The following is a 24546-nucleotide window of genomic DNA, read 5'->3' as shown; positions in this document are numbered from 1 at the left end:
AGAATACCAATTGCAAGACGAGCCCTCGCCGTGACTCTGCGTCAGGGGAGGTCAAATCGCAATCGCAACCCGCCTCTGCACGCGGTTTCGGGCATGCGAAAACGCCAGGCGCAGCTTCGGGATCGAACGGAGGGCGTCGTTCTCGGGCGATATCTCTCAAGAACAACACTTGTGCCCCGAGAAGTGCGTGACCGGAGCCTGCCATCGGGCCGGCTGAAAGCCGGACCCGGTGGGTCGCCCAGGATGGCGGCGTGGTTCAGAGCATGAGCAGCGCACTGCTCAACCAAGCGCCTTACTTGCCCATCACCAGATTGGGCAGCCAGGTCGTCAGCGGCGGCCAGAGCGTGATCGCCGCGAGCACGACCAGCAGCGGCACGATCCAGGGCAGGATCGCCTTCGACATGGTCTCGAAGGAGACATTGGCGATCCGCGTCACCACGAAGAGCACCACCCCGATCGGCGGATGGATCGTGCCCAGGATCAGGTTCAGGATCATGATGATGCCGAACTGGACCGGGTCGATGCCGAAGCTATGCGCAGCCGGCACCAGGATCGGGATCAGGATCAGCATCGCCGCCAGCGCTTCCATGAAGCATCCGACCAGGAGCAGGATCAGGTTGCAGACCAGGAGGAAGACCAGCGGATCCTTGATCGTCTCGACGATCAGCGGTGTCAGCGTCTGCGGCACCCGCGAGATCGACATGCACCAGCCGAGCGCGCCCGCCGCCATGACCAGGACCATGACGAGGCCGGTGGTCTCGACGGTCTCGACCAGGATCGGCCCGAGCTGCTTCACCTCCAGGGTGCGGTAGACGAAGAAGCCGAGGAACAATGCGTAAAGGCAGGCGACCGCAGCAGCTTCCGTCGGCGTGAAGATGCCGGAGAACATGCCGCCCAGGATCAAGGGTGGTGTCATCAGCGCGAAGAAGCCGCTGAAGAAGGTCCGCCCGATCTCACGAAAACCCTTGAACGGCTCCTTGCGGAAACCCTGGCGCTTCGAGATCAGCATGACCATCGCCATCAGCGACAGCCCCATCAGGATGCCGGGAATGACGCCGCCGATGAAGAGCCGGCCGATCGAGACATCGGCCGTGACGCCGTAGATCACCATCGGCAAGCTGGGCGGGATGATCGGGCCGATCGTCGCCGCGGCCGCGGTGATCGCGGCGGCCGTCTCGGGCCGGTAGCCGGCCTTCTTCATGGCCCTGATCTCGATTGCGCCTGAGCCTGCCGCATCGGCGACAGCCGAGCCCACCATGCCCGCGAAGATCATGCTGGTCAGGATCGAGGCATGGGCATAGCCGCCGCGCAGCCAGCCGATCACCGAGGTCGCAAACTCCACGATCCGGTCGGTGATGCGCGCCGCGCCCAGGATGTTGCCCATCAGGATGAAGAGCGGGGCGGCGACGATCGGAAAGGCGTTCATGGCTTGCGCCATCTTCTGCGGCACGATCGAGGCCGAGAGATCGGCCAGCGCCACGAAGGCGAAGGCGGCGAGCCCCATCGAGGCGAACAGCGGAAAGCCGGCGAGAATCGAAAGCAGCCAGACGCCCGAGATCTGGAAGATCAGCGTGCTCACAGAACCTCTCCCGTGATCGGCGGCTCGGCCGGCTCATAGGGCGAGACCGCCCAGTTCCTGAGATTGGCGATCAGTTCGAACAGGCCCTGCACAGCCGTGACGAAGCCGGCGAAGACCATCGGCGCGTAAAGCAGCCCCATCGAGATCGGCACTGTCGTCGCCTCGAGATCATGGTTCACCGCGACGAGATGGATGCTGTACCAGCCCGCCAGCAGGCCGAAGACGATCATGGCGATCTGCATCACCGTCTCGGCGGCCCGCCAGGCCTGCCGCGGCAGCAGGTCATGGAAGAAACGGATGCGGATATGGGCCTGCCGCCGGCTGGCGATGACCCAGCCGCAGACCGCGACCCAGAGCATCAGGAAGCGCGAGACCTCGTCGGTCCAGATCAGCGGATCGCCCAGCGCCCGCGTGACGATGCCCAGCGTCACGCAGACGAGCAGCGTCACGATCAGGATACCGGCGAGAATGTCCATCGCCCGGTCGAACACCGTGCGCACGAAGGCGATCATGCTGTGTCTCCAAAGCGGGTTGCTGCCTCAGCCCTCATCCTGAGGAGCCGCGAAGCGGCGTCTCGAAGGATGCTCCAGGAGGCTCCGGAGCGAGCTGGAGCATCCTTCGAGACGCGCCCCTACGGAGCGCTCCTCAGGATGAGGGCTGAGATATTCTGCGAAGTCGTTTCAGAGCGCCTCGATGCGCTGCCAGAGGCCCTTGCCCCATTTGCTTTCGAATTTGGCCGGCAGCGACGCCAGGACCGGCTTGCGGAAGCTCTCCAGATCGGGCTTGATCACGGTCATGCCGCTCTTGCCGAGGGTCTCGGCGAGCCCGTTCTCCTGCGTGACGATCTCGTTGTCCTGCCAGGCCGAGGCCGTGTCGATCGCAGCCCGGACGAGAGTACGGTCGGCCTCGCTCAGCTTCGACCAGGCGGCATCGTTCACGATGACGAGGCGCGGCGTGATGATATGTGCGGTCAGGATGAGGTATTTCTGGACCTCGGCGAGCTTGGCCGACTGGATCGTCGGCAGCGGGTTCTCCTGGCCGTCGACCGCACCCTGCGACAGAGCGAGATAGAGCTCGCTGAAGTTCAATGGCGTCGGCCGCGCGCCCCAGGCCTCGGCCATGGCGCGGAAGGTGTCGACCTCCGGCACCCGCAGCTTGAAGCCCTTCATGTCTTCCACCGAATTGATCGGCTTGGAGCCGCTGGTGAGGTGGCGGACGCCGTAATAGGTCACGCCGATGACGCGCAGACCCCGCTTCTCGACCAGCACCTTGTTGAGTTCGTCCATCAGCGGCGATTTCAGCGCCCGCGTCATATGGGCCGGGTCGCGCCAGATATAGGGTGCCTCGATGATCGATATCTGCGGCACGAACTGGCCCAGCAGCGCCGCGCCCTCCGTCACCATCGTGAGCGCGCCGCTGGCCACGGATTCGACCATGTCGCGCGACGAGCCAAGCTGGCCGGCCGGGAAGGTCTGGATGTCGATGCGCCCGCCGGTCTTCGCCTTGACATCGGCTGCGGCCTTCACCGCGCTTTGCGGCGAGGGATGCGTCATCGCCTGGCCGTCGGCCCAGCGCAACACGATCGCTTGCGCGCGCAGGACGGCCGGCATGGCAATGCTCGCTCCGGCAAGCGCCGCGGAGCCGACGAGCAGTTCGCGTTTGGTCAGCCTGGTCATGATCTTTGTTCCTCCCGAGAATGCCCGGTTGTCCGGATCGCTATTGAGGTGAAGCCGCCCCTCATGAGCCGGCTTCATATCGCATCAGTAATTCATCGCCCGCATCCGGGCATTGCCGATATGCAGGCTCATCTCCTCGGAGGCGCGCACCGGGTCGCGCGCCTCGATCGCCGTGATGATCTTGAGGTGGTCCCGCATCACCGGCACCAGGATGTGGTTCTGAATCCGCGTCTCATATTGCCGGATCAGCCTGATCTTCAGCCAGGTGACGCGGAAGGCCTTCGAGACGATGTCGTTGTCGAGGTGATCGATGATCGCCTCATGCATCAACCGGTCGACATCCTCGGCGTCCTCGATCAGCGTCTCGTCGCCTCCGGCCTCGGCACGCGCGATGATCGCCTCGTGCCGCTCGCGCTGCTCGGCGATTTCCGCGTCGGTCGCGTTCGCCGCATAGAGCGCGGTCGCCTCCCTTTCCAGGAAGAGCCGGAACTGGAAGGCGTTGCGGATCAGGTTGAGGTCGACATGGGCGACCTGCATGCCCCGCTGCGGCACCGTCTTGATCAATCCCTCGGCTTCGAGCCGAGGGATCAGTTCGCGGATCGCCCCCAGAGGCAGGCCGGTCAGCGCCACGAGCTCGCGCTGGGTCACGAATTGCCCGGGCTTGATCTCGCGCGCCAGCAACCGTTCGGTGAAGCTGGCATAAGCCCGCTCCCGCAGTTTCAGCGGCTCGGCCTCGCGTTCGGGCTCCGTCTCCGGCTGGCTCAACCTGTCCTCCCTGGGGCCGCCTGGTCTCAGGCCGCCTTGGCGCGCGTGATCGTGTCGAAGGCGGCGAAGAGCTGCTTGCGCTGGCTGTCGTCAAGCGCCTCCAGCGGCGCGCGCATCGCGCCATAGCCGGCATCGCCATGCAAATGCCCGACCAGGGCCTTCACCGCCGCCAGCACCGGATAGCTGCAGATCTCGTCGACCAGCGCGTTCACCACCGGGCTGTCGGTTCCCTCATAGACCAGCGGCCGCAGCAGATGCGGCACGAGGTTGGCGACGCCGCAGATCGAGCCCTGCGCACCCGCACGCACCGCCCGGGCGAGCTGCCGCTCGTCGCCGACCAGGATGGCGAGTTCGCCATGCGCCTTCAGGAAGGCTTCCGTGCTGGCATAATCGCCGGACGAATCCTTGATGCCGGTGACGACGCCCGGGAACGCTGTCTTCAACTTCTGCACCAGCCCGACGCTGATGCTGACCGCCGTCACCGAGGGGATGTGATAGAGAATGGCGTTGCGCGCGGAGGCGCCGAGCTTGTCGAAGAACTGCGAGAACCAGGCATAGAGTCCTTCGTCGCTGACGCCCTTGAAGTAGAAGGGCGGCGCGACCAGGAGCCCCTTGGCCCCGGCGTCGAGCGCCAGCCGCGCCTGCTCGACAGCCTCATGCAGCGAAGCCGCCGCGATGCCCGCATAGATCTGCTTGTTCGGATCCACGCCCGCCCCGATCAGCGCCCCCATCATCGCCGTGCGCGCCGGCAGGCCGAGCGCGGCGCCCTCGCCCGTGGTGCCGAACAGGGTGATGCTGTCGCAGCCCTCAGTGAGGACATGGCGCGCATGCTTGACGAGGCGCGGCAGGTCGACGGCGCCGCCCTCCCGCATCGGCGTGGTGATGGCGCAGGAGAGGCCGAAGCGGTCGGGATTGAGAGCCATGGAACTTGTCTTTCGAGGAAGATGACGGACTGACATGTTAGTTTGAGCGCGGAAGAGCCGCAAGGCCGGGCAGGTGATTTACCCGTCCTTGAGGCCTCCGGCCGACAGGCCGGCGACGATCTGGCGCTGCGCCAGGACAGTGACGAGAAGAACCGGCAGAGTGACGAGGAGCGCCGCCGCAGCCAGCGGCCCCCACGAAATCTGCTCGAACGTCAGGGAGTTGTAGACCGCCGAGGGCAGCGTGCGGCTGTTCTTGCCTCCGAGCACGACGGAGAAGATGAAGTTGTTCCAGGAGAAGATGAAGGCGAGGATGCCGCCGATCGTGACGCCGGGCAGCGCCAGCGGCAGCGCGACATGGCGGAAGGCCTGCCAGGTGGTGGCGCCGTCGATGCGCGCTGCATCCTCGAGTTCCATGGGAACATTCTCGAAATACCCGATCATGATCCAGACGATGATCGGGATCGTGATGACGAGATGGGTGATCACCAGCGCGGTGATCGTGCCCACCAGCCCGGTGATCTGGAACAGCAGGAAGAGCGGGATCAGATAGGACAAGGCTGGCGTCATGCGCGCAATCAGGATCAGGATCGCGAACTTCGCCGCCTTGCCGCGCGCGATGCCGTAGCCCGCGGGCACGCCGACCAAAAGACCGATCAGCACGGCCCCGCCGGTGACGAGGATCGAGTTCCAGAGATAGAGCGCGAAATTGTTCTGCGCGAAGACGTCGACATAGTTCTTCAGCGTCGGCGGATCAGGGATGAACACCGGCGGGAAGGCGGTGTTGTCGAGCTCGTTCTTCAGCGACAGCGAGATCATCCAGAGGAAGACCAGCACCGCCGGCGAGACCAGCACGAAGACCGAGGCATAGAAGCCGAGTTTGGTTGCCAGGCGCTTCATCACGCGTTCCACTTCGACTTCTGGCGCGCATAGAGCAGCAGCAGCGAGAGCATGATGATCATCACGAAGAAGATCACCACCACGGCCGAGGCGTAGCCGATCTTGTAGAATTGGAAGGCCTGCAGGTAGAGGAAGATATTCAGCGTCTCCGACGCCGTGCCCGGCCCGCCCTGGGTGATCACGAAGATGGTGTCGAAGGCCTTCAGCGCGTCGATGGTGCGGATCACGATCGCGACCATGATGAAGGGCCAGACCAGCGGCAGCGTGATGTGGCGGAACATGTGCCAGTTATTGGCGCCGTCGATCAGCGCCGATTCATAGGGCTCGCGCGGCAGGCCGGCGAGGCCGCCGAGCACAATCAGCATGACCAGCGGCGTCCAGTGCCAGACCTCGACCAGGATCAGCGTCGGGATCACGGTTCCCGGGTCATAGACCCAGTTCTGCGGGCCGATGCCGACCAGCGAGAGCAGGTAGTTCAGCACGCCGAGCTGAGGGTGGAACATCATCGTCCAGACCAGCGCGACCGCGACCGGCGTCGCCATCATCGGCATCACGAAGACGGTGCGCAGCAAGCCCCGGAACGGAAACTCGCGGTGGAAGACCAGCGCCGCGGCCGTGCCGAACACAATGGGGAGCACAACTGCTAAAATTGTGAAATAGGCCGTGTGACCCATCGATTCGATGAAGCGGGCATCGCGAAAGAGCTCGGCGAAATTCTGCAGACCGACGAATTCCGGCCCGCCGCCGATCTTCCAGTCCTGCGTCGACATATAGAGCGTGAACAGCCAGGGGAAGACGATCACCCCGGCGATGATGAGCACGGCCGGCAGCGAAAACAGCCAGTAACGCGGCGTGAAATCGGCGGAATGCTGGAACGCCACGGAGGGCGGCCGCGTGGCAGCTGCGGGCATGGATGTGGTGATCGTCATCGTCTGCGCCTTGTCTTGCACACTCCGTCATGCTCGCCCTTGTGGCGAGCATCCACGTCTTGAACGCCGCATCGACGCCGCGAAGACGTGGATGGCCGGGACGAGCCCGGCCATGACGCGAGCGCAGATGCTTTAAGCCTGTTCGCTCTTCTCGAGGATCGGCTTGAAGGTCTCGGTCGCCTTCTTCAATTCGGTAGCCGAGTCCGCACCGGTCAGCGTGTTGGTGAGCGCCACGCCGAAGACATCACGGAACTCGGTCACCGGGATGATCTGCGGCAGGCCGGCGCGCGCGATCTTGCCGGATTCCGCCAGGCACTCGAAATATTGCTTCGGGAAGCGCGACCCCGCAGAGGCCTCCGTGCTGCTCAGTGCCGACAGCCGGCCCGGCGCACCGGCGCCCGCCTTGATCATCGCCAGCTGGTTGCCCTTGTTGCACATGTACTGGAGGTAGAGCCAAGCGGCCTGCTTGTTCTTCGACCCGCGCGCGATACCCAACCCATCGCCGAACAGCGCCGAGTGATGTGCCTTGGGGCCAGCGGGCGTCACGCCATAGCCGACCTTGCCGACGATGCGCGACTTGGTCGGGTCTTCCAGCGGCGTGGCGAAGCCGATGCCGTCGAGCCACATCGCGGCGCGGCCTTGCATGAAGGTGGTCTGGCACTCGTTCCAGTTGAAGCCGATCGTGCCCGGAGGGCCGTAATCCTTGTTGAGCTTGCGGTACATGTCCGCAGCCCAGACCGCCTCCGGCCCGTCGGTCTGCAGCTTGCCTGTCGCCGAGACCGTCTCCAGCCCCTGGCCGAGCAGCCAGGAGGTCCAGACCGGGATGTTGGCGTTCTTCAGGCCGCGCGAAACGAAGCCGGCAACGCCTTTCGACGGGTCGTTGAGCTTGGCGGCGGCAGCGACCAGCTCGTCCATGGTCTTGGGATATTCGAGCCCCTTCTGCGCGAACATCTCCTTGTTGTAGTAGACCATCCAGAAATCGATGAAGTGCGGCAGCGTGTCGATCGACCCGTCCGCCTGCTTGCCGAAATCCACCGCGCCGGCCGCGAAATCCGCATAGTCGAAATCGGGCGAGGTCAGCGAGGCATCGGCGAGATAGGGCCGCAGGTCCTCCATCCACTTGCCCTTGGCCGAGAGCCGCTTCTGGACATGGAGCGCCAGCATGGTCACGTCGAAGGCCGGCTTGCCCGAGGAGAACTCGATCATCGCCTTCTGGCGCTGCTGCTGCTCGGGCACCTGCTCGGAGGAGACCTCGATGCCCGTCAGCGCGGTGAAGGCCTTTTCCTCGGACTGCATCAGGTCGGAACGCGGGTTCTTCACCAGCATCACGTCGAGCTTGGTCCCCGCGAAGCGCTTCCAGTTGAAGCTCGACTGGGCGTTGGCCTCGCGAATGATCGCGGGCGCCGCGAGCGTGCCCAGCGCGCCGAGCGCTGCGGCATTGCGCAACAAGGCGCGACGGGTCGGCTTGAGAATCTCAGATGACATTGGTGTCCTCCCTCCGGACATGGCACGACCCGTTGACGGGTCTGTTGGTTGCCGGCCGCCGCTCCCCTTAGGAAAGAACGACCGACATCTTGCCGCGACGCTAATCCGGTTCCCTGGCGGTTGCAAGCTAACATGTTGGCGTGCACATAGAGGTTGCCAGGGGTTATGGGGCGGATTTGATGAGGTCAAAACGGCGGAGATGGGAGGAGCATTGCGCCGCCGATACCATCGGTATCGGCAAGCGATGCGACGCTGCAGCTCCGCCGTTTTCACCTCACCCGAAGGGCGCGGTCAAACTCTCCCCATAACCCCTGGCAACCTCTAGTGTCGGCTACAACCATGGAAACGCCCTGACATGCCTGCCGCCACCGCCCTCGCAACGCGCCCGCTCGGCCACTCCGGCCTCGATGTCTCGACGCTCGGCTTCGGCGGCGCGCCGCTCGGCGATCTCTATGCCCGGCTCGACGAGGCCCAGGCGGTGGCGACGGTCGAGGCCGCCATCGCGGGCGGCGTGACGCTTCTGGACACATCCCCGCTCTATGGCCACGGCCTGTCCGAGCACCGCATCGGCGCAGCGCTGCGCCGTGTGGACCGCGCCAATATCGCCGTCTCGACCAAGGTCGGCCGCGTCGCCGAGCCCTTCGGCGCGCGCGGCGACGGCTCCGGCTATCTCGGCGGCCTGCCGCATGCGCTGCGCTTCGACTATTCCTATGACGGCGCGATGCGTTCGCTGGAGCAATCGGCGCTGCGGCTCGGCGTCGACCGGATCGACATCGTCCTGATCCATGACGTCGATGTCTGGACACATGGCGCGGACGCGATCGAGGCGCGCTTCTCGCAGGCCATGGGCGGGGCCTATCGCGCGCTCGAAGGCTTGCGCGCGTCCGGCGCGGTGAAAGCGATCGGCGTCGGCGTCAACGAGGCTGAGATGTGCGAGCGCTTCGCCCGCGCCGGCGATTTCGACACGATGCTGCTGGCGGGCCGCTATTCCCTGCTGGAACAGCCGGGGCTCGCCTCCTTCATGCCACTGGCGCTGAAGAAGGGCATCGGCCTGATGCTGGGCGGCGTCTTCAACTCCGGCATCCTCGCGACCGGCCCGGTCACTGGGGCGAAATACAATTACAAGCCCGCGCCGCCCGAGATCCTCGCCCGCGTCGCCGCAATCGAGGCCGTCTGCCTCCGCCATGACGTACCGCTGCGACGCGCCGCGCTGCATTTCCCGCTGGGGCATCCCGCTGTCGCGAGCCTCGTCATGGGCGCGGTCTCGCCCCGCGAGGTCGAGGACCAGATCGCCGAACTCTCCGCCCCCGTTCCCGCCGCGCTCTGGGCCGAATTGAAGGCCGAAGGGCTCCTCGGCGCCGACGTCCCCGTGCCGGTTTGAACCGATGCGGATCGACGCTCATCAGCATGTCTGGACACTCGCACGCGGCGATTATGGCTGGCTGACGCCGGCGCTGGGACCGATCCATCGCGATTTCGGCCCCGACGATCTCGCGCCGCTTCTGGCCGGCCACGATATCGACCGCACCATCCTGGTCCAGGCCGCGCCGACCGAGGCCGAGACCCTGTTCCTGCTCGATGTCGCGGCCCGCACGCCCTTCATTGCCGGCGTCGTCGGCTGGACCGATTTCGAGGCGCGGGACGTAAGCCTGCGCATCACGCATCTCGCCTCGACCCCACTGCTCGTCGGCCTGCGCCCGATGGTGCATGACATCCCCGACGTGGGCTGGCTCGGCAAACCGGAGCTCGACCCCGCTTTTGACGCGCTGATCGCGGAAAACCTCGTCTTCGACGCGCTGCTCAAGCCCCGGCACATCGCGCCGATGCTGAGCCGGCTCGAACGCCATCCCGAGCTCGCCGCCGTGATCGACCACGCCGCCAAGCCCGACCTCGTCAGCGGCGATCTCGGCGATTGGCGCCAGGGCATCACGGCCCTGGCGCGGCATCCGAACCTGTTCTGCAAGCTATCGGGCCTGGTCACGGAGGCGGCCGAGGACTGGACGCCTGCGAGTTTGCGCCCGGTCATCGAACATCTGCTTGCAAGCTTCGGCCCGCAGCGCTTGATCTGGGGCAGCGACTGGCCTGTCCTGACCCTGCGCGCCAGCTATGGCCGCTGGATCGAGACCGTGGAGGCGCTGCTTGCGCCGCTTTCGGAGACCGAGCGCGCCGCCATCATGGGCGGCAACGCCCGCCGGCTCTATCTCGCGCATCGGGGGCGCAACCCGCTATGAGCGTGCTGCCATGCTGAAAGGTCTTACATGCTGAAGGGCCTCGATCCCGTCCTCTCCGCCGATCTGCTCTGGCTGCTTGCCGCCATGGGCCATGGCGACGATCTTGCGCTGGTCGACGCCAATCACCCGGCCGAGACCATCGCGCGCGCCACCACCAGCGGCCGGCTCATTCGCCTGCCCGGGCTGACCATGGCCCGCGCTGCCCGCGCCATCCTCTCCGTGCTGCCGATCGACGATTTCGAGCCCGGCCCAGTGCGACGCATGCTGGTGGTCGGCGATGCGCAGGCGGTCCCCGTCGTGCAGGCGCAGGTGCAGCATGAGCTCGACCGCGCGACGGGCGCTCCCCTCCCCCTCGTCGGCATCGAGCGCTTCGCCTTCTACGAGGCGGCGAAGGCGGCCTTCGCCGTCGTGCAGGTCGGCGATCCGCGCCCCTATGGCTGCTTCCTGTTCCGCAAGGGCGTGATCGCCGGCGAACCCGGCTAGACCGCCCGCACGCCCCGGCCGAGCGCCCGGGTTTCTGTCATGGACCGTTCATTTTAAAGGCGTTAGCCTCCTTCCTTGCAGCACGACCGCCCGGAATGAGCCGTCCGGCCGAAGCTCCACCAACGGGCCATGCCCGTCAGGGAACGATGACCATGACAAAGACCAGCACCGCGCTCGCCGCCGGCGTCTTCGCACTCGTCGGCGGGTTCATCCTGCAAGCCTCGGCTCCGGCCCAGGCGCTGACGATGAAGGAATGCAGCACCAAATATAACGCGGCCAAGACCGGCAACACGCTGGGCGGTCAGTCCTGGAACGATTTCCGCAAGGCCCAGTGCTCCGATACGGCCGCCCCGGCCGCGGCCACGGCCCCGGCGGCGGCTCCCGCCAAGCCCGCAGCCGCTGCCCCGGCCGCCGCCGGCAACGCCGTCTTCCCCGCCAAGGTCGATCCGAAATATTCGACCCTCTCGGCCGGCAAGCAGCGCTTCAAGACCTGCAACGACCAGTACAACATCAACAAGGCCAATGGCGGCAACAGCGACCTGAAATGGATCCAGAAGGGCGGCGGCTATTACAGCCAGTGCAACACCAGGCTGAAGGGCGCCTGAGCGCCCTCTCTCACTTCTCCTCCATCAAAACCGGCCGTTGCCGGTTTTGACACTTTAAGTTGCCCATCTCGGGCAAGCCCGAGATGGGTGGGAGAAGGAAAAACCAGAGGGGAGAAGGAAAGCCCTAAGCCCCCTTCGCCACCGCCTGCTTCAACCGCGCCACGGCCTCCGTCGCGCCGGCCTTGATCACCAGCTCCTGCGTCTGCGCCTCGCGCTCGATCATCTCGATCAGCACGGCCGCATTGATCTCGCTACCGGCGACGGTGAGCTTCAGCACCGCATTGGCGATGATGTTGGGCCAGAACGCCGCCCCGCCCTTGGCGAGCCCCTTCGCCTTGCGGCCCTCGAACTCCTTGGCTAGCTGTTCGGGGGTCTTCTTGGCCATGACGGGCTCCGGTTTGTGTGTCGGCCTGTCCCACCATGCCCGCCGGGCGCGCGCAAGGGCCGTCTTGCTCGCGCAGCCTTAGCCTCGCTCTAGCGCTCGCTGCCGGGAGACAGCCGCCCCTGCTCGTGCGGAGCCACGCGGCCGACCTCGAGCAGGGCCATGTCGATCATGAAGCGCAGATCGTTCTGCCCCGCCGCGGCCGCGATCTCGCGCGCTGCCATCAGATGGTCGGCGGCATCGTCCAGATCGTGGCGCGAGCCGAAGGTGATGTCGATCACCACCCCCATATACTCGATCGGCCGCCCGGCTTTCGAGACGACGCATTGACCGCGATCCCAGAGCCAGCGCACCGAGCCGTCATGCGCCACGACGCGATATTCGGCCCAGAACTCGCCGGAGACGGCAACCGCCTTCGAGACCTCGATGTCGAAAGCCTCGCGATCATCGGGATGGACGGCGTGGATATAATCGTCGAGCGGCAGCCCGATCTTGGCGCGCTCGGGATCAACCCGGAAAGCCCTGGCGATGGCGGGGCTGGCCCGCAGCGTGCCGTCCTCGATCTTCCACAGCCACGAGCCGAGCACGCGCCTGGGACCGATCAGAGCTGGATCACGCTTTGCGGGTACCGCCATATTGACCTCATCGCCGCGAAGCCGGACCGGCACTTTGCTGCGCCGCAAAAGAGTGCGCTGCTCCAGGCCAAGCTTGCAACAATTCTAAGCTGGTTCTCCACATCCCGCTATCGCGCGGCCTCCTCGGCCAGCGCCCGGGCGAAGTCGATGACGAGCTTGCGCTTGATCGGCGGCAGCGCCCGGAACTGCTTCACCAGCTCCATCGCCTCCGCGACCAGGGGGTCGTCGCCAGGGTCCTGCGGTTGAGGCGGCGCGTCGTCAAAGCCGCCCTGATCGTCATCTCTGGTCATCTTGATCGCCGTGTTCCCAGCGCCCCGTCCCAATAGCAATTTTTGCCGCGATCATGTCAATTTTGGGCTTGGGCGCGGTTTTAGGTGAGCCGCCCTTTCCGCCATTCTCGGGCGGAGCGAAGCGCAGACCCGAGAATCTCATGACCAGAAGGCACTGGTTTCAGAGATGCTCGGGTCAAGCCCGAGCATGACGTGCCCTTCCCCGAGCAATGCCCTCCCTGCAAGCCGGGGCATCGGGAAACGCCGTTGCGCGCAGCAGCGGGGCGGTGCAGGAGCGGCGCGGCCGCAGCGCGCGGCCCGCTCGTTCAGGACCGCCATCATGCCCCTCGCCTCCCGCGCCCTCGTCGCGGCCTTCGCCTGCCTCCTCACCGCCGCCACGGCCTTTGCTGCGATCACCGACCCGGAGATGGATTGCGCCACCTATCTCAAGAACAGCGCGGCAAGCCATCGCCAACCGAAGGCCCACCAGGCCAATGTAGAGGCCAGGATCAGGGCCTTCTGCGCCGCCAACCCGAAGATGAAAGCGATCGACGCGGAGATGACAGTGACGGGGGATTGAGGCGCCTCTTCCCTTCTCCCACCCATCTCGGGCTTGCCCGAGATGGGCAACCCAAACTGTCAAAGTCGGCAACAGCCGACTTTGATGGCGGGAGAAGGTGCCCCGGCAGGGGCGGATGAGGGGGCGCCGTGCCCTATCCGGCTATCGTTCTGTTCGGCTAAATGGAAAACTCACAGCGCCCCCCATCCGTCTCGGCTGCTCCGAGCCACCTTCTCACGCCAGGGGAGAAGGGTTTCCGCGCCGTTTTCGTCATGGTCGGGCTTGTCCCGATCATACATGTCTTGCGGCAGGGCCGACATTTGAGTGGCTGCCACAAGGACGCCCCACATGAACTGACAGCGATAAGGCGTGCCCTGCATTCTAGCTTTGGCTTGAGGAAATTCCCACGATGGCTGAACTCAGCAAATTGCCGGGTACATTAAAATCAACTAATTTGTAGATCGATTCGATAATCAAAAAAACGCGTGCAAAATATGACAGAGCTCATCATGCTGCATCAATTTACGAAAGTTGAATTTAATCGCTTTAAAGCTTTCAAAAACTTCCGCATCGATTTACGGCATTTCAATATCTTAGTCGGCCCCAACAATGCTGGGAAATCGACGGTTCTCGCGGGGTTTAGAATTTTAGCTGCGGCTATGAGAAAGGCGTCGGCCAAGAAGGCCGCCTTAGTACGGGGGCCGAATGGCTTGGCTTACGGGCACGAAATTGAACTCAAATCGATATCAGTTGCTGAAGAAAATATTTTCTTCAACTACGACGAAGACAATCCTGCATCGGTAATATTTACGCTGTCGAACGATAATAAACTTACGTTATATTTTCCCGAACAGGGATCATGCTTTTTGATCCCGGATGCGCAAGGAAAAAATTTTTCAAGCCCGAAAACGTTTTCAGAGAACTTCAATTGCCCAATTGGATTCGTTCCAATACTTGGGCCCGTGGAGCATCATGAGAATTTGTATGAAAAAGAAGCAGCACGAATGGCTCTATTCAGCTACCGCGCAGCAAGGAATTTTAGAAATATCTGGCATCATTACCCTGATAAATTTGATGAATTTCGTGCAGCATTGCAGCAAACTTGGCCGGGGATGGACATACAGCGCCCCGAGGTAGATCGATCTCACGACAAACCTCGCCTTCACATGTACTGTCCTGAGAATCGTATCCCGAGAGAATTGTTCTGGTCAGGATTTGGATTCCAGGTATGGTGTCAAATGCTGACTCACGTCATTCAATCAAAGGACGTCGCTTTATTCCTGATTGACGAGCCAGATATCTATTTACATTCTGAATTACAGAGACAACTCCTATCATTACTCAGAAATCTCGGGCCGGACATCCTGCTTGCGACTCATTCGACAGAAATAGTGACAGAGGCAGAGACGGACGATATCGTTTTAATCAGCAAGAATAAAAAATCCGCTCGCCGAATTAAAGACCCGTCAGAATTACGTCACGTTTTCGACGTTCTAGGCTCAAATTTAAATCCAATACTGACTCAGCTCGCTAAGACGAGAAGGGTTTTATTTGTAGAAGGTAAGGACTTTCAGATTATAAGTCGATTTGCAAGAAAACTGGGCGCCAACGGCGTAGGTAACCGGAGGGACTTTGCGGTTGTGCCTGTCGAAGGATTCAACCCGGAACGAATGCGCACTCTCAAAGCCGGCATGGAAGCCACGTTAGGCAGCAAAATAAAAGCGGCCGCCATACTGGATAGAGATTACAGATGCGAAGAAGAAAAGGAATATATAGTCGCCAAATGCCGAGATTTTTGTGATTACATTACAATACACAACAAAAAAGAAATAGAAAATTTTCTCCTCGTTACCAATGCCATTAATCGAGCCGCGACCAAAAGGATAGCAGAGAACGAGAGGCGTGCCGGTATCGCGATAGCGTCCAACCCAGACATAGGCGAGTTACTGACTTCATTCTGCGCTTCGCAGAAGAACTATGTCACGGCGCATTTTTTGGATGAGAGAAGGCGATTTGAGCGGAGCAACCCATCAGGGCGTCACGATGCAAAAATCACAGAACTAACTCTGAATGCTCTAGAATCTTCCTGGAAACAAATGGAAACGCGGATAGATCTTATTCCAGGAAAAGAGGCTTTAAGTTGCATAAATAAATCGATTCAAGAAAAATTCGGCGTCAACGTAACACCGTCGTCGATAATAGACGCGATGCACAAGGATGAAATTCCAGATGAGATGACTAAGTTAATCGAACAGATGGTCATCTTTTCAGAAACCTCGATTGAGGAGTAGAAAATATTGAATTTATATGAAAATAATTGTAACTTAAACTCAATTCTGGTCAGAAAAATGGAAGCCGCTTGACTCCCCCACCCCTCCCGCCCTACCCCCATCGACGGGACACGCCACCCCACCGTGGCGCGCCCATCTGTAAGGATGGAGACATCGATGGCGAATACCGTTCCGGCCACGCGTCCGCGCGTGCCGCATTTCTCGTCCGGCCCCTGCGCCAAGCGCCCCGGCTGGGCTCTCAAACATCTCTCTGACGCAGCGCTCGGCCGCTCGCACCGCGCCAAGGTCGGCAAGGACAAGCTCAAGCTTGCCATCGACCTGACCCGCGAGGTGCTGCAGGTGCCGGCCGATTACCGCATCGGCATCGTGCCCGCTTCCGACACCGGCGCCGTCGAGATGGCGATGTGGTCGCTGCTCGGCGCGCGCGGCGTCGACATGGTCGCCTGGGAAAGTTTTGGCGAGGGCTGGGTGACCGATGTCGCCAAGCAGCTGCGGCTCACCGATGTGCGCACCATCACCGCGCCCTATGGCGAACTGCCGAACCTGAAGAAGGTCGACACGAAAACCCGCGACGTCGTCTTCACCTGGAACGGCACGACGTCGGGCGTGCGCGTTCAGGATGCGAGCTGGATCGCCGATGACCGCGAGGGGCTGACGATCTGCGACGCGACCTCGGCAGCCTTCGCCCAGCGCCTCGACTGGCCCAAGCTCGATGTCACCACCTTCTCCTGGCAGAAGGTGCTCGGCGGCGAGGCGGCCCATGGCATGATCATCCTCTCGCCCCGCGCGGTCGAGCGTTTGCTGACCTACAAGCCCAGCTGGCCGCTGCCGAAGATTTTCCGCATGGTCTCGGGCGGCAAGCTCTCCGAGGGCATCTTCCAGGGCGAGACGATCAACACGCCCTCCATGCTCGCGGTCGAGGATTATCTCGATGCGCTGGCCTGGGCGAAGAAGGTCGGCGGGTTGGACGGGCTGGTGAAGCGCGCCGACGGCAATTTCCGCGTGCTGCAAAAGTTCGTGCGCGAAAACGACTGGATCGACTTCCTGGCGGTGAAGCCGAAGACGCGCTCCAATACGAGCGTGTGCCTCAAATTCACCGACCCGGCGGTGACGGCGCTCTCGGCCGACGCGCAGACGGCGTTTGCCAAGCAGGTCGTCGCGATCATCGAGAAGGCCGGCGCCGGCTTCGATCTCGGCCACTACCGCGATGCCCCTCCGGGCTTGCGCATCTGGTGCGGCGCGACCGTGCAATCGCGCGATCTCAAGGCGCTGCTGCCCTGGATCACATACGCCTTCGCCGAGGCCAAGGCGGGGTTGAGCAAGAAGGCGGCGTAAGGCGCTGCCCTGTCATTCCGGGGCGCGGGCTCTTGCCCGCGAACCCGGAACCCACGACCGGGCGAGCCTTCCCCGCTGCTGCATCCACACCGTCGCACCCCGTCATGGGTTCCGGGTTCGGCGCTGACGCGCCGCCCCGGAATGACAGGCGAGGCACTCCTCTTTTCGCGTGCGCCACTGCGCCGCCGGAGCCATCCCCGATGACCGCTCAGAACCCCGCCCCCAAAGTCCTCATCTCCGACGCCCTGTCGCCCGCCGCCGTGCAGATCTTCCGGGATCGCGGCATTGAGGTGACCTTCGATCCCAACCTCGGCAAGGACAAGGACAAGCTCGCCGCCATCATCGGCGAGTATGACGGCCTCGCCATCCGCTCGGCGACCAAGGCCACCGCCAAATTGCTCGAGGCTGCCAAGAACCTGAAGGTGATCGGCCGCGCCGGCATCGGCGTCGACAATGTCGAGATTCCCGCCGCCACCGCGCGCGGCATCATCGTGATGAACACGCCCTTCGGCAATTCGATCACCACCGCCGAGCACGCCATCGCGATGATGTTCGCGCTCGCCCGGCAGATCCCCTCGGCCGACACCTCCACCCAGGCCGGCAAATGGGAGAAGAACCGCTTCATGGGCGTGGAGATCACGGCCAAGACGCTGGGGCTGATCGGCTGCGGCAATATCGGTTCGATCGTCGCCGAGCGCGGCATCGGCCTGAAGATGCGCGTCATCGCCTTCGACCCCTATCTGTCGGCGGAGCGGGCGGTGCAGCTCGGCGTCGAGAAGGTCGAATTGGAGGACCTGCTCAAGCGCGCCGATTTCATCACGCTGCATGTGCCGATGACGGCGATGACCAAAAACATCCTCTCGGCGGAGAACCTCGCCAAAACCAAGAAGGGCGTGCGCATCATCAACTGCGCCCGCGGCGGGCTGGTCGATGAGGCGGCGCTGGCCGAACTGATCAAATCCGGCCATGTCGCGGGCGCGGCCTTCGACGTGTTCTCGGTCGAGCCCGCCGAGGCCAACCCGCTCTTCGGCCTGGAGAACGTCGTCTGCACGCCGCATCTGGGCGCCTCGACCAACGAGGCGCAGGAGAATGTCGCCCTCCAGGTCGCCGAACAGATGTCGGACTACCTGCTCAAGGGCGCGATCACCAATGCGGTGAACTTCCCCTCGATCTCGGCCGAGGAAGCGCCGCGGATCAAGCCCTTCGTGGCGCTGGCCGAGAAGCTCGGCTCGTTCCTGGGCCAGCTCACCGAGGCGCCGGTCAAGGGCATCCGCATCGAATATGAGGGCGCAGTCGCCCATCTCAACCTGAAGGCGATCTCGGCTGCCGCCATCACCGGCGTGCTGCGGCCCTTCCTGCCCGAGATCAACATGGTCAACGCCGCGATGATCGCCAAGGAGAAGGGCATCGTGGTCGAGGAATTGACCCGCGAAGTCGCGGGGAACCTCGAAAGCGTCATCCGCATCGTGGTCGAGGCCGAGGACATGCCGCGCCATGCCTCGGGCACGGTCTTCCAGGACGGCAAGCCGCGCATCGTCGAGATCCGCGACATCCAGGTCGATGCCGAATTCGCCCCGCACATGCTCTATGTCCGCAATGCCGACAAGCCGGGCTTCATCGGCCAGTTCGGCTCGCTCCTGGGCGAGGCCGGCGTCAATGTCGCGACCTTCTCGCTCGGCCGCGACAAGCCGGGCGGCGACGCGATCTGCTATGTCGCCGTCGACGAGCCGATCTCGGACGCGCTGCTCGACAAGATCCACGAAATCCCGATGGTCAAACGCGCCCGGCGGCTGAGGTTCTGAGCTGATGCGTTTTGCAGATCTGCGCGCCATGGTCGCACCCCGCAAGGCTGCGCCCATGCTTCCCGTCAAGTTCGAGGTCCGCCGCGACGAGGAGGCCGACCTCTGGTACGCGGTTTCCTGCTGCGATCTCGGCATCGTCACGGAAGCGCCGACGCTGGAGGGCCTGCGCGAACGCCTGAAGCAGCTCGTGCCGGATCATCTCGATCTCGACTGCGACTGCCCGATCGAATTGGAGATCTGCACGGAAGAGCCGGGCGGGGCGGCTTAGCCCAAAACGCGCCCCATCGCCGCCCCAATCACACTCCCCTGTGGCGCCGCCACAGGAGACGCCTCATGCTTCGCTACGCTGCCCTTGCCCTCGCCATCCTCGCCGCTACGCCGGCTCTGCTCGCGACACCGGCCCTCGCCGATTGGGACAAGGCCAGGCTCGACCAGGAGATCGCGGCGATCGAGCGCCAGTCGCAGGGCCGGCTCGGCGTCGCCCTGCTCGACCTGAAGGACCGCAAGAGCTGGTCGCATCGCGGAGCGGAGACCTTCCCGATGCAGAGCGTCTTCAAGCTGCCGCTGGCGGTCGCGGTGCTGCAGGCGGTCGAGGCCGGCAAGCTGAAGCTCGACCAGCCGATCACCATCACCCGCAAGGATTTCTCGCTGTTCCACAGCCCGCTGGCCAAGGCCTTCACGGGCGAGAGCAACGCCTATCCGCTGCGCGAGCTGATCGTGCTCGCCGCCGGCCAGAGCGACAATACCGCGGCCGACACTCTGATGCGCCTCATTGGCGGCCCCCAAGCGGTGACGAAGATGCTCCGGGATGGCGGCATCGGGGGGATTTCGGTCGATCGCTATGAGCGCGAGTTCCAGCCGCAGGTGTTCGGCCTGCAAGGCTTCGGCTGGGACAGGACCGTCGACGAGCAGGCTTTCCGGGCCGAATTGAAGGCGCTCTCTCCGAGGAGGCGCTCGGCCGCGCTCGCTCTCGCCCTCAAGGACCCACGCGACGCCGCCACGCCCGAGGCGAGCACGCTGTTCTTGGAGGCGCTGGCCAAGGGCAACTGGCTGCGCGACCCGGCCCATGCCGCCTTCCTCGATACGGTCATCACGCAGACGACGAGCGGCCCGCTGCGCATCCGCGCCGGCCTGCCGCTAGGGGCGCGCTTCGCCCACAAGACCGGGGCCGGCCTGACCATGGACGGCGTCAACCACGCCACCAACGACATCGGCATCGTGACGCTGCCCAATGGCCGCGTCTTCGCGATCGCGGTCTATCTCGCCGGGTCGAAGGCCGACGAGAAGACCCGCGAGGCCGCCCATGCGGCGGTGGCGAAGGCGGCGGTCGCGGCGCTGCGCTGAAGCGCGCAAGGCCGCGTGCGGATCAGATCGAGATTGGCGCCCGTGGCGCTCAGCCCCACTTCATTTCGCCGGTCGCGACCTTGGCGCCGATATCGATCGCGACGCTCATTCCCAAATTGGGGAAGCGCGCCTTCATGGCCGCGTTGAGCGCAGCGGAATCGGGCTTCTTCGCCAGCTCTTCCTCGAAAGCCAGCAGATAGGCCTTCGTGTGATCAAGGCCGGACAGATCGGTCTTGGCGTCAGTCGTCATATGGCCTGCGACGACGATGGCAGGCCGGCGCGCGGCGATCAGGTCGAGGTTCCTGACCCAAGCGGCCCGCAGTTCGGCGCTATTGGTGTCCGCGGTCCAGACATGAACGCCGGAGAAGATCAGCACGCCACCGAACACCGCCTTGAGCGACGGCGCCCAGAGATAGCGGCGGTTGGGGAGGCCCTCCGCATCGACGATCTCGATGCTCTCGCCATCGACGGCGATCGCCTTGCCGTCGAATGCTTCGGGAATGACCACCTCGGCGAGGGTCTGCGGGCCGTTCTCCTTGAGCTGCGGCCCCCAGACGGCCAGCTTCTTCTCGACGCTGCCCTTGATCGCCTCGACCGTGGCTGAGGCGGCGATCACGCGCGCATCGGGAAAGGCGGCCTTGATCGGTCCGAGGCTGAAATAATAATCGGGGTCGGACTGGCTGATATAGATCGTGGTGAGCCTCTTGCCGGTCGCCTTGATCGCCTCAGCAAGGGCGCGGCCGTCAGACAATGTGAAGCCGCCGTCGATCAGCACGGCTTCCGTGGCCCCGGAGACCAGGACCGGGGCGCGATAGAAACCGTTCTGCCCGGCAGGAAAATGCTTCCAGCTGAGCGCCCCTGCGGCATGGCTGAGGCCCGCCGGAGCAAAGACGGCGGCAGTGCCGGCGGCGATGCTGGATGTCATGATGGATCTCCTTGTGAACATGATGGTCTCCTGTCGATGGGTTTGCGACGATGAAATTCAGCCGAGACGCTTGTCTGGTGACGTCAGATCCGGGCTCACGCCCTTCAGCCTGGCGACCAGGACCTCAAGGCTGCCGAAGAGCGCATTCCCGGGCACGAGACGGCGGCTCTCTCCCACGCCCGCAATCAGGGCTGGAACGCCGTTGGCGCCAAAGCGGTGCATTTCTTCGCGCGCGGCCTCGGTACGCTTGCGATAGGTGGCAAGCAGATCGTCATCGGGCGTTGTGAGGCGATCAGTGGCCTCCTGCAGGCCCAGGGCGCGCAGCATATCGGAGAGGACGGAGACAGCGGTGATGTCGCGTCCGTCCACGTAACGGGCGCTTTGAATGGCTTTGAGCGCTGCGAATTCCTGATCCGGGGCGGTGACGGCGACAGCGGTGAGCGCCAGCGTCGCAGGACCGGAGTCGAAGAGGCGCGTATGGTCGCCAAGCACATCGCGGCGATAGGCTTCACTGAAGGGCTGGCCGCTCAAGCGGGAAATGCGCTGATCATTGCTCCAGGCGTAAGCCGCGAAACCGTCATCCATCGGACGAGCCCCAGTGCCGGCAAACAGTCCTGTCGGCGCGAGATCGATGATGAAGTCCGGCCTGGCCACAAGCTTTTCGAGCACCGCCGAGGCGCCGTAGCACCAGCCGCACAGCGGATCGAAGAGATAGGTGACGTGTGTGGCAGCGATCATATCCGGCCTCCTTCGCCACCAGATATGACGCGCGGGTATTGATTGAGAAAGACCGACAGATAAGACAGAATGTCTGTTATTGTTTGACAATCAATGCCGGCGAGACTTGATCGAAACGATGAATCTCAATCGGTTGAGCTATTTCGCCGCAGTCGTTGATACCGGCTCGTTCACGCGCGCGGCGGAGCGGCTCGGCATCACCAAGGCCGTGGTCAGCCACCAGGTGGCGCAGCTCGAACAGGATCTCGGGACGAGCCTTCTCGTGCGCACCACTCGCCGCGTCCATCCGACCGAGGCAGGGGTGATGTTTCACGCCCGCTGCGTGATGATCCTGCGTGAAGCGGAGGATGCCTTCGACGAACTAGCCCAGGCCGCCATCGAGCCGACCGGAGCCTTGCGGATCACCGCGCCCAACGACTATGGCGCCGCGGTGCTCGCTCCGGTCATCGCGGCTTTCACGGCGCGTTATCCGGCTTGCCGCGTGGAGCAGACGCTGAGCGACCGGACCATGGATCTGACATCCGGCCGGGTCGACATGGCGGTCCGCGTCGGCTGGCTTGCGGATTCCAGCCTTCAGGCGCGCAAGATCGGTTCCTTCCAGCAAGTGCTGGTCGCAGCACCGGCGTTCGCGGACCGGATTGCCGGGGTCCTCGACCCGGACGATCTTGTGTCCCTTCCGTTCGTCGCCAACATGGCACTGCGCGAACCGCTGCTGTGGCAATTCTCGCGTGGGGATCTCGATCGACGCGCGGTTCGCCTGCAGGCGAGAATTGCCATCGACACGACGCCCGGGGTGCTCGGGGTCGTTCGAGCCGGGGGAGGTCTTTCGGTTCTGCCGGATTTCCTGGTTGCAGATGAACTGGCGTCGGGCCGGCTGATTCACATCCTGCCGGAATGGTCGCTGCCGTCCGGCGGCATCCATACGGTCTATCCCGCAGCGCGGTTTCGGCCGCGCAAGGTGACCGCTTTCGTGGAAATGCTGATCGCGGCGGAGCAGCAAAAGCGGGCGATCGCGCTTCCGCCGGGACTTGCCTCGTAAAAGGAGACTTGCCTCGTAAAATGCGTTTAATGCGCCCGAGAGTTCCCGCGGCATGCCGGCCGCGGCCGCCGATCTTGCCGCGAATGTCAGGGCTTCCGCGACAGCCGATTGAGAGCCGGGCCGGCCGATATCATGGCGCGCGCTCTGAGAACGCCCCTATTGGTCAAAACCGCTTTCCCCGGCGGATATGCGCTTGCAGACGCCGCGATCCTTCTCCCCCACCATCCGCTTGTCGCGGACAACGACCAGCTTGGATGGGTCGATCTCCCATGCGACCGCGCCCTCATTCGCGGTGATTGTGTTGGCGGCGAAGACCGCCTTCACCTGTCTTTCACTGCCGGTGCTCGGAACATGGATTCCAAGCGTTCCCGAGGAAGCGTCGAGCGCAAAATTGAAGATCTGGGATTTGCCCGAGGGCTGCGCAAATTCGCAGGATAGATATCGCGGCGCCGCCAAGGCGCCGGAGCTCGACACGATCATCAAACCGGCGACCAAACTGACCTGTGAGATCATGACCCTGAACCTCACCGCTTCCCCAGCCGTTCGGCGATGAAGATGCCGCCGAGCACCAGCGCCAGCGCCAGGCCGTGATAGAGCGCCAATTGCTCGCCGAGGATGAAGACCGCCAGGATCGGCGCGAAGACCGGCACCAGATTGACGAAGACGCCGGCGCGGCCGGGGCCGATCAGTTCGACCGCGCGCAGGAAGAAGATCTGCGAGATCAGCGAGGGAAAGATCACCACGAAGGCGAGGATGAGCCAGCCCTTCGGCGTCGGCCAGTAGCTGTGGCCCATCGCGATCTCGGCACCGAAAAGCGGCAGCGAGGCGAGGCAGGCGACGATCGCCAGCGCAGTGAAGAAGACGAGGCCGGGCATCACCGGCCGCGAATGGATCGCAACCGTGTAGCCGGCATAGAAAAAGCTCGCCAGGATCATCAGCAGGTCGCCGGGGAAGAAGGCGAATTGCGTCAGCACGTGATAATCGCCGCGGCTGGCGACGACCATGACGCCGAGCAGGGTGACGAAGACGCCGAACGCCTGCAGCGGGCCGATCGCGGTGCGATGGGCCAGGAAGGCCCCGACCAGGACGAAGATCGGGATCGCGCCCTGGAGAATGCCGATATTGATCGCCGTCGTCGAATAGCCCGCGAGATACATCAGCGCGTTGAAAGCGGTGAAGCCCACGGCCCCCGTCATGACGACATAGCGCCAGCGCGCCTTGAACACCGGCCAATAGGCGGCAAGCTCGCGCCGCATCAGCCAGGGCAGGATGGCGCAGACGAAAACCCAGCGCAGCGAGGTCAGGGCCATGGGCGAGATCTGGCCGACCGCGAGGCGGCTGGCCACCGCATTGCCGGCCCACATCAGCGTGGTCAGGCTGAGCAGCAGATAGGCATTGCCCCAGAGACGCTGCGGCAGCGTCTTGCTGACGATCCCGTTGACGGAAGTCTTGTCGAGCGGGGGCTTGCTGAGCGGAATCTTGTTGGGCGGAATTTTGGCCGGCATGGTCTCGGCTTCTGTCACGTCTGGCGTCCGGCTGCCTCAGGAATGAGCAATTGCAATAGCCTTGCAGGCGGCTTGCCTCCTATGAGATGAGGCGCAGGGCCGCCCGTCGCCCCGCGCATCCCTCCGTACGCCCCTTTGGCACGCTTTTC

26 protein-coding genes are annotated in these 24546 nt (G+C 63.8%); 11 read left to right on the top strand and 15 right to left on the bottom strand.

Annotated elements, in window-relative coordinates; genetic code table 11:
* Positions 1-292: 292 nt before the first annotated feature.
* From ACSQ3P_RS14755 to ACSQ3P_RS14720, 8 genes are all read right to left on the bottom strand, one after another.
* Positions 293-1579, bottom strand: coding sequence for a TRAP transporter large permease (locus ACSQ3P_RS14755; RefSeq protein ID WP_436166307.1), 1287 nt, complete (start codon positions 1577-1579; stop codon positions 293-295).
* On the bottom strand, positions 1576-2091 hold the full coding sequence (locus ACSQ3P_RS14750; protein ID WP_436166306.1) for a TRAP transporter small permease: 516 nt from the start codon (positions 2089-2091) through the stop codon (positions 1576-1578). The genes ACSQ3P_RS14755 and ACSQ3P_RS14750 overlap by 4 nt, the downstream gene beginning before the upstream one ends.
* A 168-nt stretch (positions 2092-2259) precedes the next feature.
* Positions 2260-3255: a sialic acid TRAP transporter substrate-binding protein SiaP gene (locus ACSQ3P_RS14745; protein ID WP_436166305.1), complete on the bottom strand. Its 996-nt coding sequence runs from the start codon at positions 3253-3255 to the stop codon at positions 2260-2262.
* Between the two features lie 84 nt (positions 3256-3339).
* On the bottom strand, positions 3340-4020 hold the full coding sequence (locus ACSQ3P_RS14740) for a GntR family transcriptional regulator (protein WP_436166304.1): 681 nt from the start codon (positions 4018-4020) through the stop codon (positions 3340-3342).
* Between the two features lie 26 nt (positions 4021-4046).
* On the bottom strand, positions 4047-4943 hold the full coding sequence (locus ACSQ3P_RS14735; RefSeq protein WP_436166303.1) for a dihydrodipicolinate synthase family protein: 897 nt from the start codon (positions 4941-4943) through the stop codon (positions 4047-4049).
* A gap of 78 nt (positions 4944-5021) precedes the next feature.
* Entirely contained in the window at positions 5022-5840 is an 819-nt protein-coding gene (locus tag ACSQ3P_RS14730) for a carbohydrate ABC transporter permease (protein WP_436166302.1), read from the bottom strand.
* A complete protein-coding gene (locus ACSQ3P_RS14725; protein WP_436166301.1) occupies positions 5840-6769 on the bottom strand; it encodes a carbohydrate ABC transporter permease in 930 nt (309 codons plus the stop codon). Before ACSQ3P_RS14725 ends, ACSQ3P_RS14730 begins: the two co-directional genes overlap by 1 nt.
* A gap of 132 nt (positions 6770-6901) precedes the next feature.
* On the bottom strand, positions 6902-8254 hold the full coding sequence (locus ACSQ3P_RS14720) for an ABC transporter substrate-binding protein (protein ID WP_436166300.1): 1353 nt from the start codon (positions 8252-8254) through the stop codon (positions 6902-6904).
* Between the two features lie 355 nt (positions 8255-8609).
* On the opposite strand from ACSQ3P_RS14720, the gene ACSQ3P_RS14715 reads away from it, so the two are divergent.
* From ACSQ3P_RS14715 to ACSQ3P_RS14700, 4 genes are all read left to right on the top strand, one after another.
* A complete protein-coding gene (locus ACSQ3P_RS14715) occupies positions 8610-9635 on the top strand; it encodes an aldo/keto reductase (RefSeq protein ID WP_436166299.1) in 1026 nt (341 codons plus the stop codon).
* Between the two features lie 4 nt (positions 9636-9639).
* Positions 9640-10485, top strand: coding sequence for an amidohydrolase family protein (locus ACSQ3P_RS14710; RefSeq protein ID WP_436166298.1), 846 nt, complete (start codon positions 9640-9642; stop codon positions 10483-10485).
* Between the two features lie 27 nt (positions 10486-10512).
* Entirely contained in the window at positions 10513-10968 is a 456-nt protein-coding gene (locus tag ACSQ3P_RS14705; protein ID WP_069688422.1) for an RbsD/FucU family protein, read from the top strand.
* A gap of 152 nt (positions 10969-11120) precedes the next feature.
* On the top strand, positions 11121-11573 hold the full coding sequence (locus ACSQ3P_RS14700) for a hypothetical protein (protein ID WP_436166297.1): 453 nt from the start codon (positions 11121-11123) through the stop codon (positions 11571-11573).
* Positions 11574-11697: 124 nt separating this feature from the next.
* Here the strand turns inward: ACSQ3P_RS14700 and ACSQ3P_RS14695 are convergent, their stop codons facing one another.
* The 3 genes from ACSQ3P_RS14695 to ACSQ3P_RS14685 all read right to left on the bottom strand — a co-directional run bounded on the left by ACSQ3P_RS14695 (position 11698) and on the right by ACSQ3P_RS14685 (position 12880).
* The gene (locus tag ACSQ3P_RS14695; RefSeq protein ID WP_436166296.1) at positions 11698-11958 is read right to left on the bottom strand and encodes a hypothetical protein; all 261 of its coding nucleotides are present in this window, start codon (positions 11956-11958) and stop codon (positions 11698-11700) included.
* 89 nt (positions 11959-12047) lie between these two features.
* Positions 12048-12590 carry a PAS domain-containing protein gene (locus tag ACSQ3P_RS14690; RefSeq protein ID WP_436166295.1) on the bottom strand — a complete coding sequence of 181 codons (543 nt, stop codon included), beginning with the start codon at positions 12588-12590 and terminating at the stop codon, positions 12048-12050.
* 107 nt (positions 12591-12697) lie between these two features.
* Positions 12698-12880, bottom strand: a complete 183-nt coding sequence (locus ACSQ3P_RS14685; protein WP_436166294.1) for a hypothetical protein — start codon at positions 12878-12880, stop codon at positions 12698-12700.
* A 319-nt stretch (positions 12881-13199) separates the two neighbouring features.
* Between ACSQ3P_RS14685 and ACSQ3P_RS14680 the strand changes: the two genes are divergently transcribed.
* From ACSQ3P_RS14680 to bla, 6 genes are all read left to right on the top strand, one after another.
* Entirely contained in the window at positions 13200-13439 is a 240-nt protein-coding gene (locus ACSQ3P_RS14680) for a hypothetical protein (RefSeq protein WP_436166293.1), read from the top strand.
* A 473-nt stretch (positions 13440-13912) separates the two neighbouring features.
* On the top strand, positions 13913-15709 hold the full coding sequence (locus ACSQ3P_RS14675; RefSeq protein WP_436166292.1) for an ATP-dependent nuclease: 1797 nt from the start codon (positions 13913-13915) through the stop codon (positions 15707-15709).
* A gap of 156 nt (positions 15710-15865) precedes the next feature.
* Positions 15866-17044, top strand: coding sequence for a phosphoserine transaminase (locus tag ACSQ3P_RS14670; RefSeq protein ID WP_436166291.1), 1179 nt, complete (start codon positions 15866-15868; stop codon positions 17042-17044).
* A gap of 200 nt (positions 17045-17244) precedes the next feature.
* Complete coding sequence (gene serA, locus ACSQ3P_RS14665; protein ID WP_436166290.1) at positions 17245-18846, top strand: phosphoglycerate dehydrogenase; 1602 nt, start codon at positions 17245-17247, stop codon at positions 18844-18846.
* A 4-nt stretch (positions 18847-18850) separates the two neighbouring features.
* The gene (locus tag ACSQ3P_RS14660) at positions 18851-19114 is read left to right on the top strand and encodes a DUF1902 domain-containing protein (RefSeq protein WP_436166289.1); all 264 of its coding nucleotides are present in this window, start codon (positions 18851-18853) and stop codon (positions 19112-19114) included.
* Between the two features lie 65 nt (positions 19115-19179).
* Entirely contained in the window at positions 19180-20190 is a 1011-nt protein-coding gene (bla, locus tag ACSQ3P_RS14655; RefSeq protein WP_436166288.1) for a class A beta-lactamase, read from the top strand.
* A 49-nt stretch (positions 20191-20239) separates the two neighbouring features.
* Here the strand turns inward: bla and ACSQ3P_RS14650 are convergent, their stop codons facing one another.
* Both ACSQ3P_RS14650 and ACSQ3P_RS14645 read right to left on the bottom strand, forming a co-directional pair.
* Positions 20240-21136: an MBL fold metallo-hydrolase gene (locus ACSQ3P_RS14650; RefSeq protein ID WP_436166287.1), complete on the bottom strand. Its 897-nt coding sequence runs from the start codon at positions 21134-21136 to the stop codon at positions 20240-20242.
* Between the two features lie 36 nt (positions 21137-21172).
* Positions 21173-21853, bottom strand: coding sequence for a DsbA family protein (locus ACSQ3P_RS14645; protein WP_436166286.1), 681 nt, complete (start codon positions 21851-21853; stop codon positions 21173-21175).
* A gap of 109 nt (positions 21854-21962) precedes the next feature.
* On the opposite strand from ACSQ3P_RS14645, the gene ACSQ3P_RS14640 reads away from it, so the two are divergent.
* Positions 21963-22892 carry a LysR family transcriptional regulator gene (locus ACSQ3P_RS14640; RefSeq protein WP_436166743.1) on the top strand — a complete coding sequence of 310 codons (930 nt, stop codon included), beginning with the start codon at positions 21963-21965 and terminating at the stop codon, positions 22890-22892.
* Between the two features lie 156 nt (positions 22893-23048).
* Here ACSQ3P_RS14640 and ACSQ3P_RS14635 read toward each other — a convergent pair whose 3' ends face one another.
* Together ACSQ3P_RS14635 and ACSQ3P_RS14630 are read right to left on the bottom strand one after the other, a co-directional pair.
* A complete protein-coding gene (locus tag ACSQ3P_RS14635; protein WP_436166285.1) occupies positions 23049-23405 on the bottom strand; it encodes a hypothetical protein in 357 nt (118 codons plus the stop codon).
* Between the two features lie 11 nt (positions 23406-23416).
* The gene (locus tag ACSQ3P_RS14630) at positions 23417-24415 is read right to left on the bottom strand and encodes a DMT family transporter (RefSeq protein ID WP_436166284.1); all 999 of its coding nucleotides are present in this window, start codon (positions 24413-24415) and stop codon (positions 23417-23419) included.
* Between the last annotated feature and the right edge of the window lie 131 nt (positions 24416-24546).

This window comes from Allobosea sp. LjRoot9 (assembly GCF_964252745.1).
GTDB lineage: Bacteria > Pseudomonadota > Alphaproteobacteria > Rhizobiales > Beijerinckiaceae > Allobosea.
The sequence above is the reverse complement of the archived record's forward strand: the minus strand, read 5'-3'. Positions and strand labels throughout refer to the sequence as shown.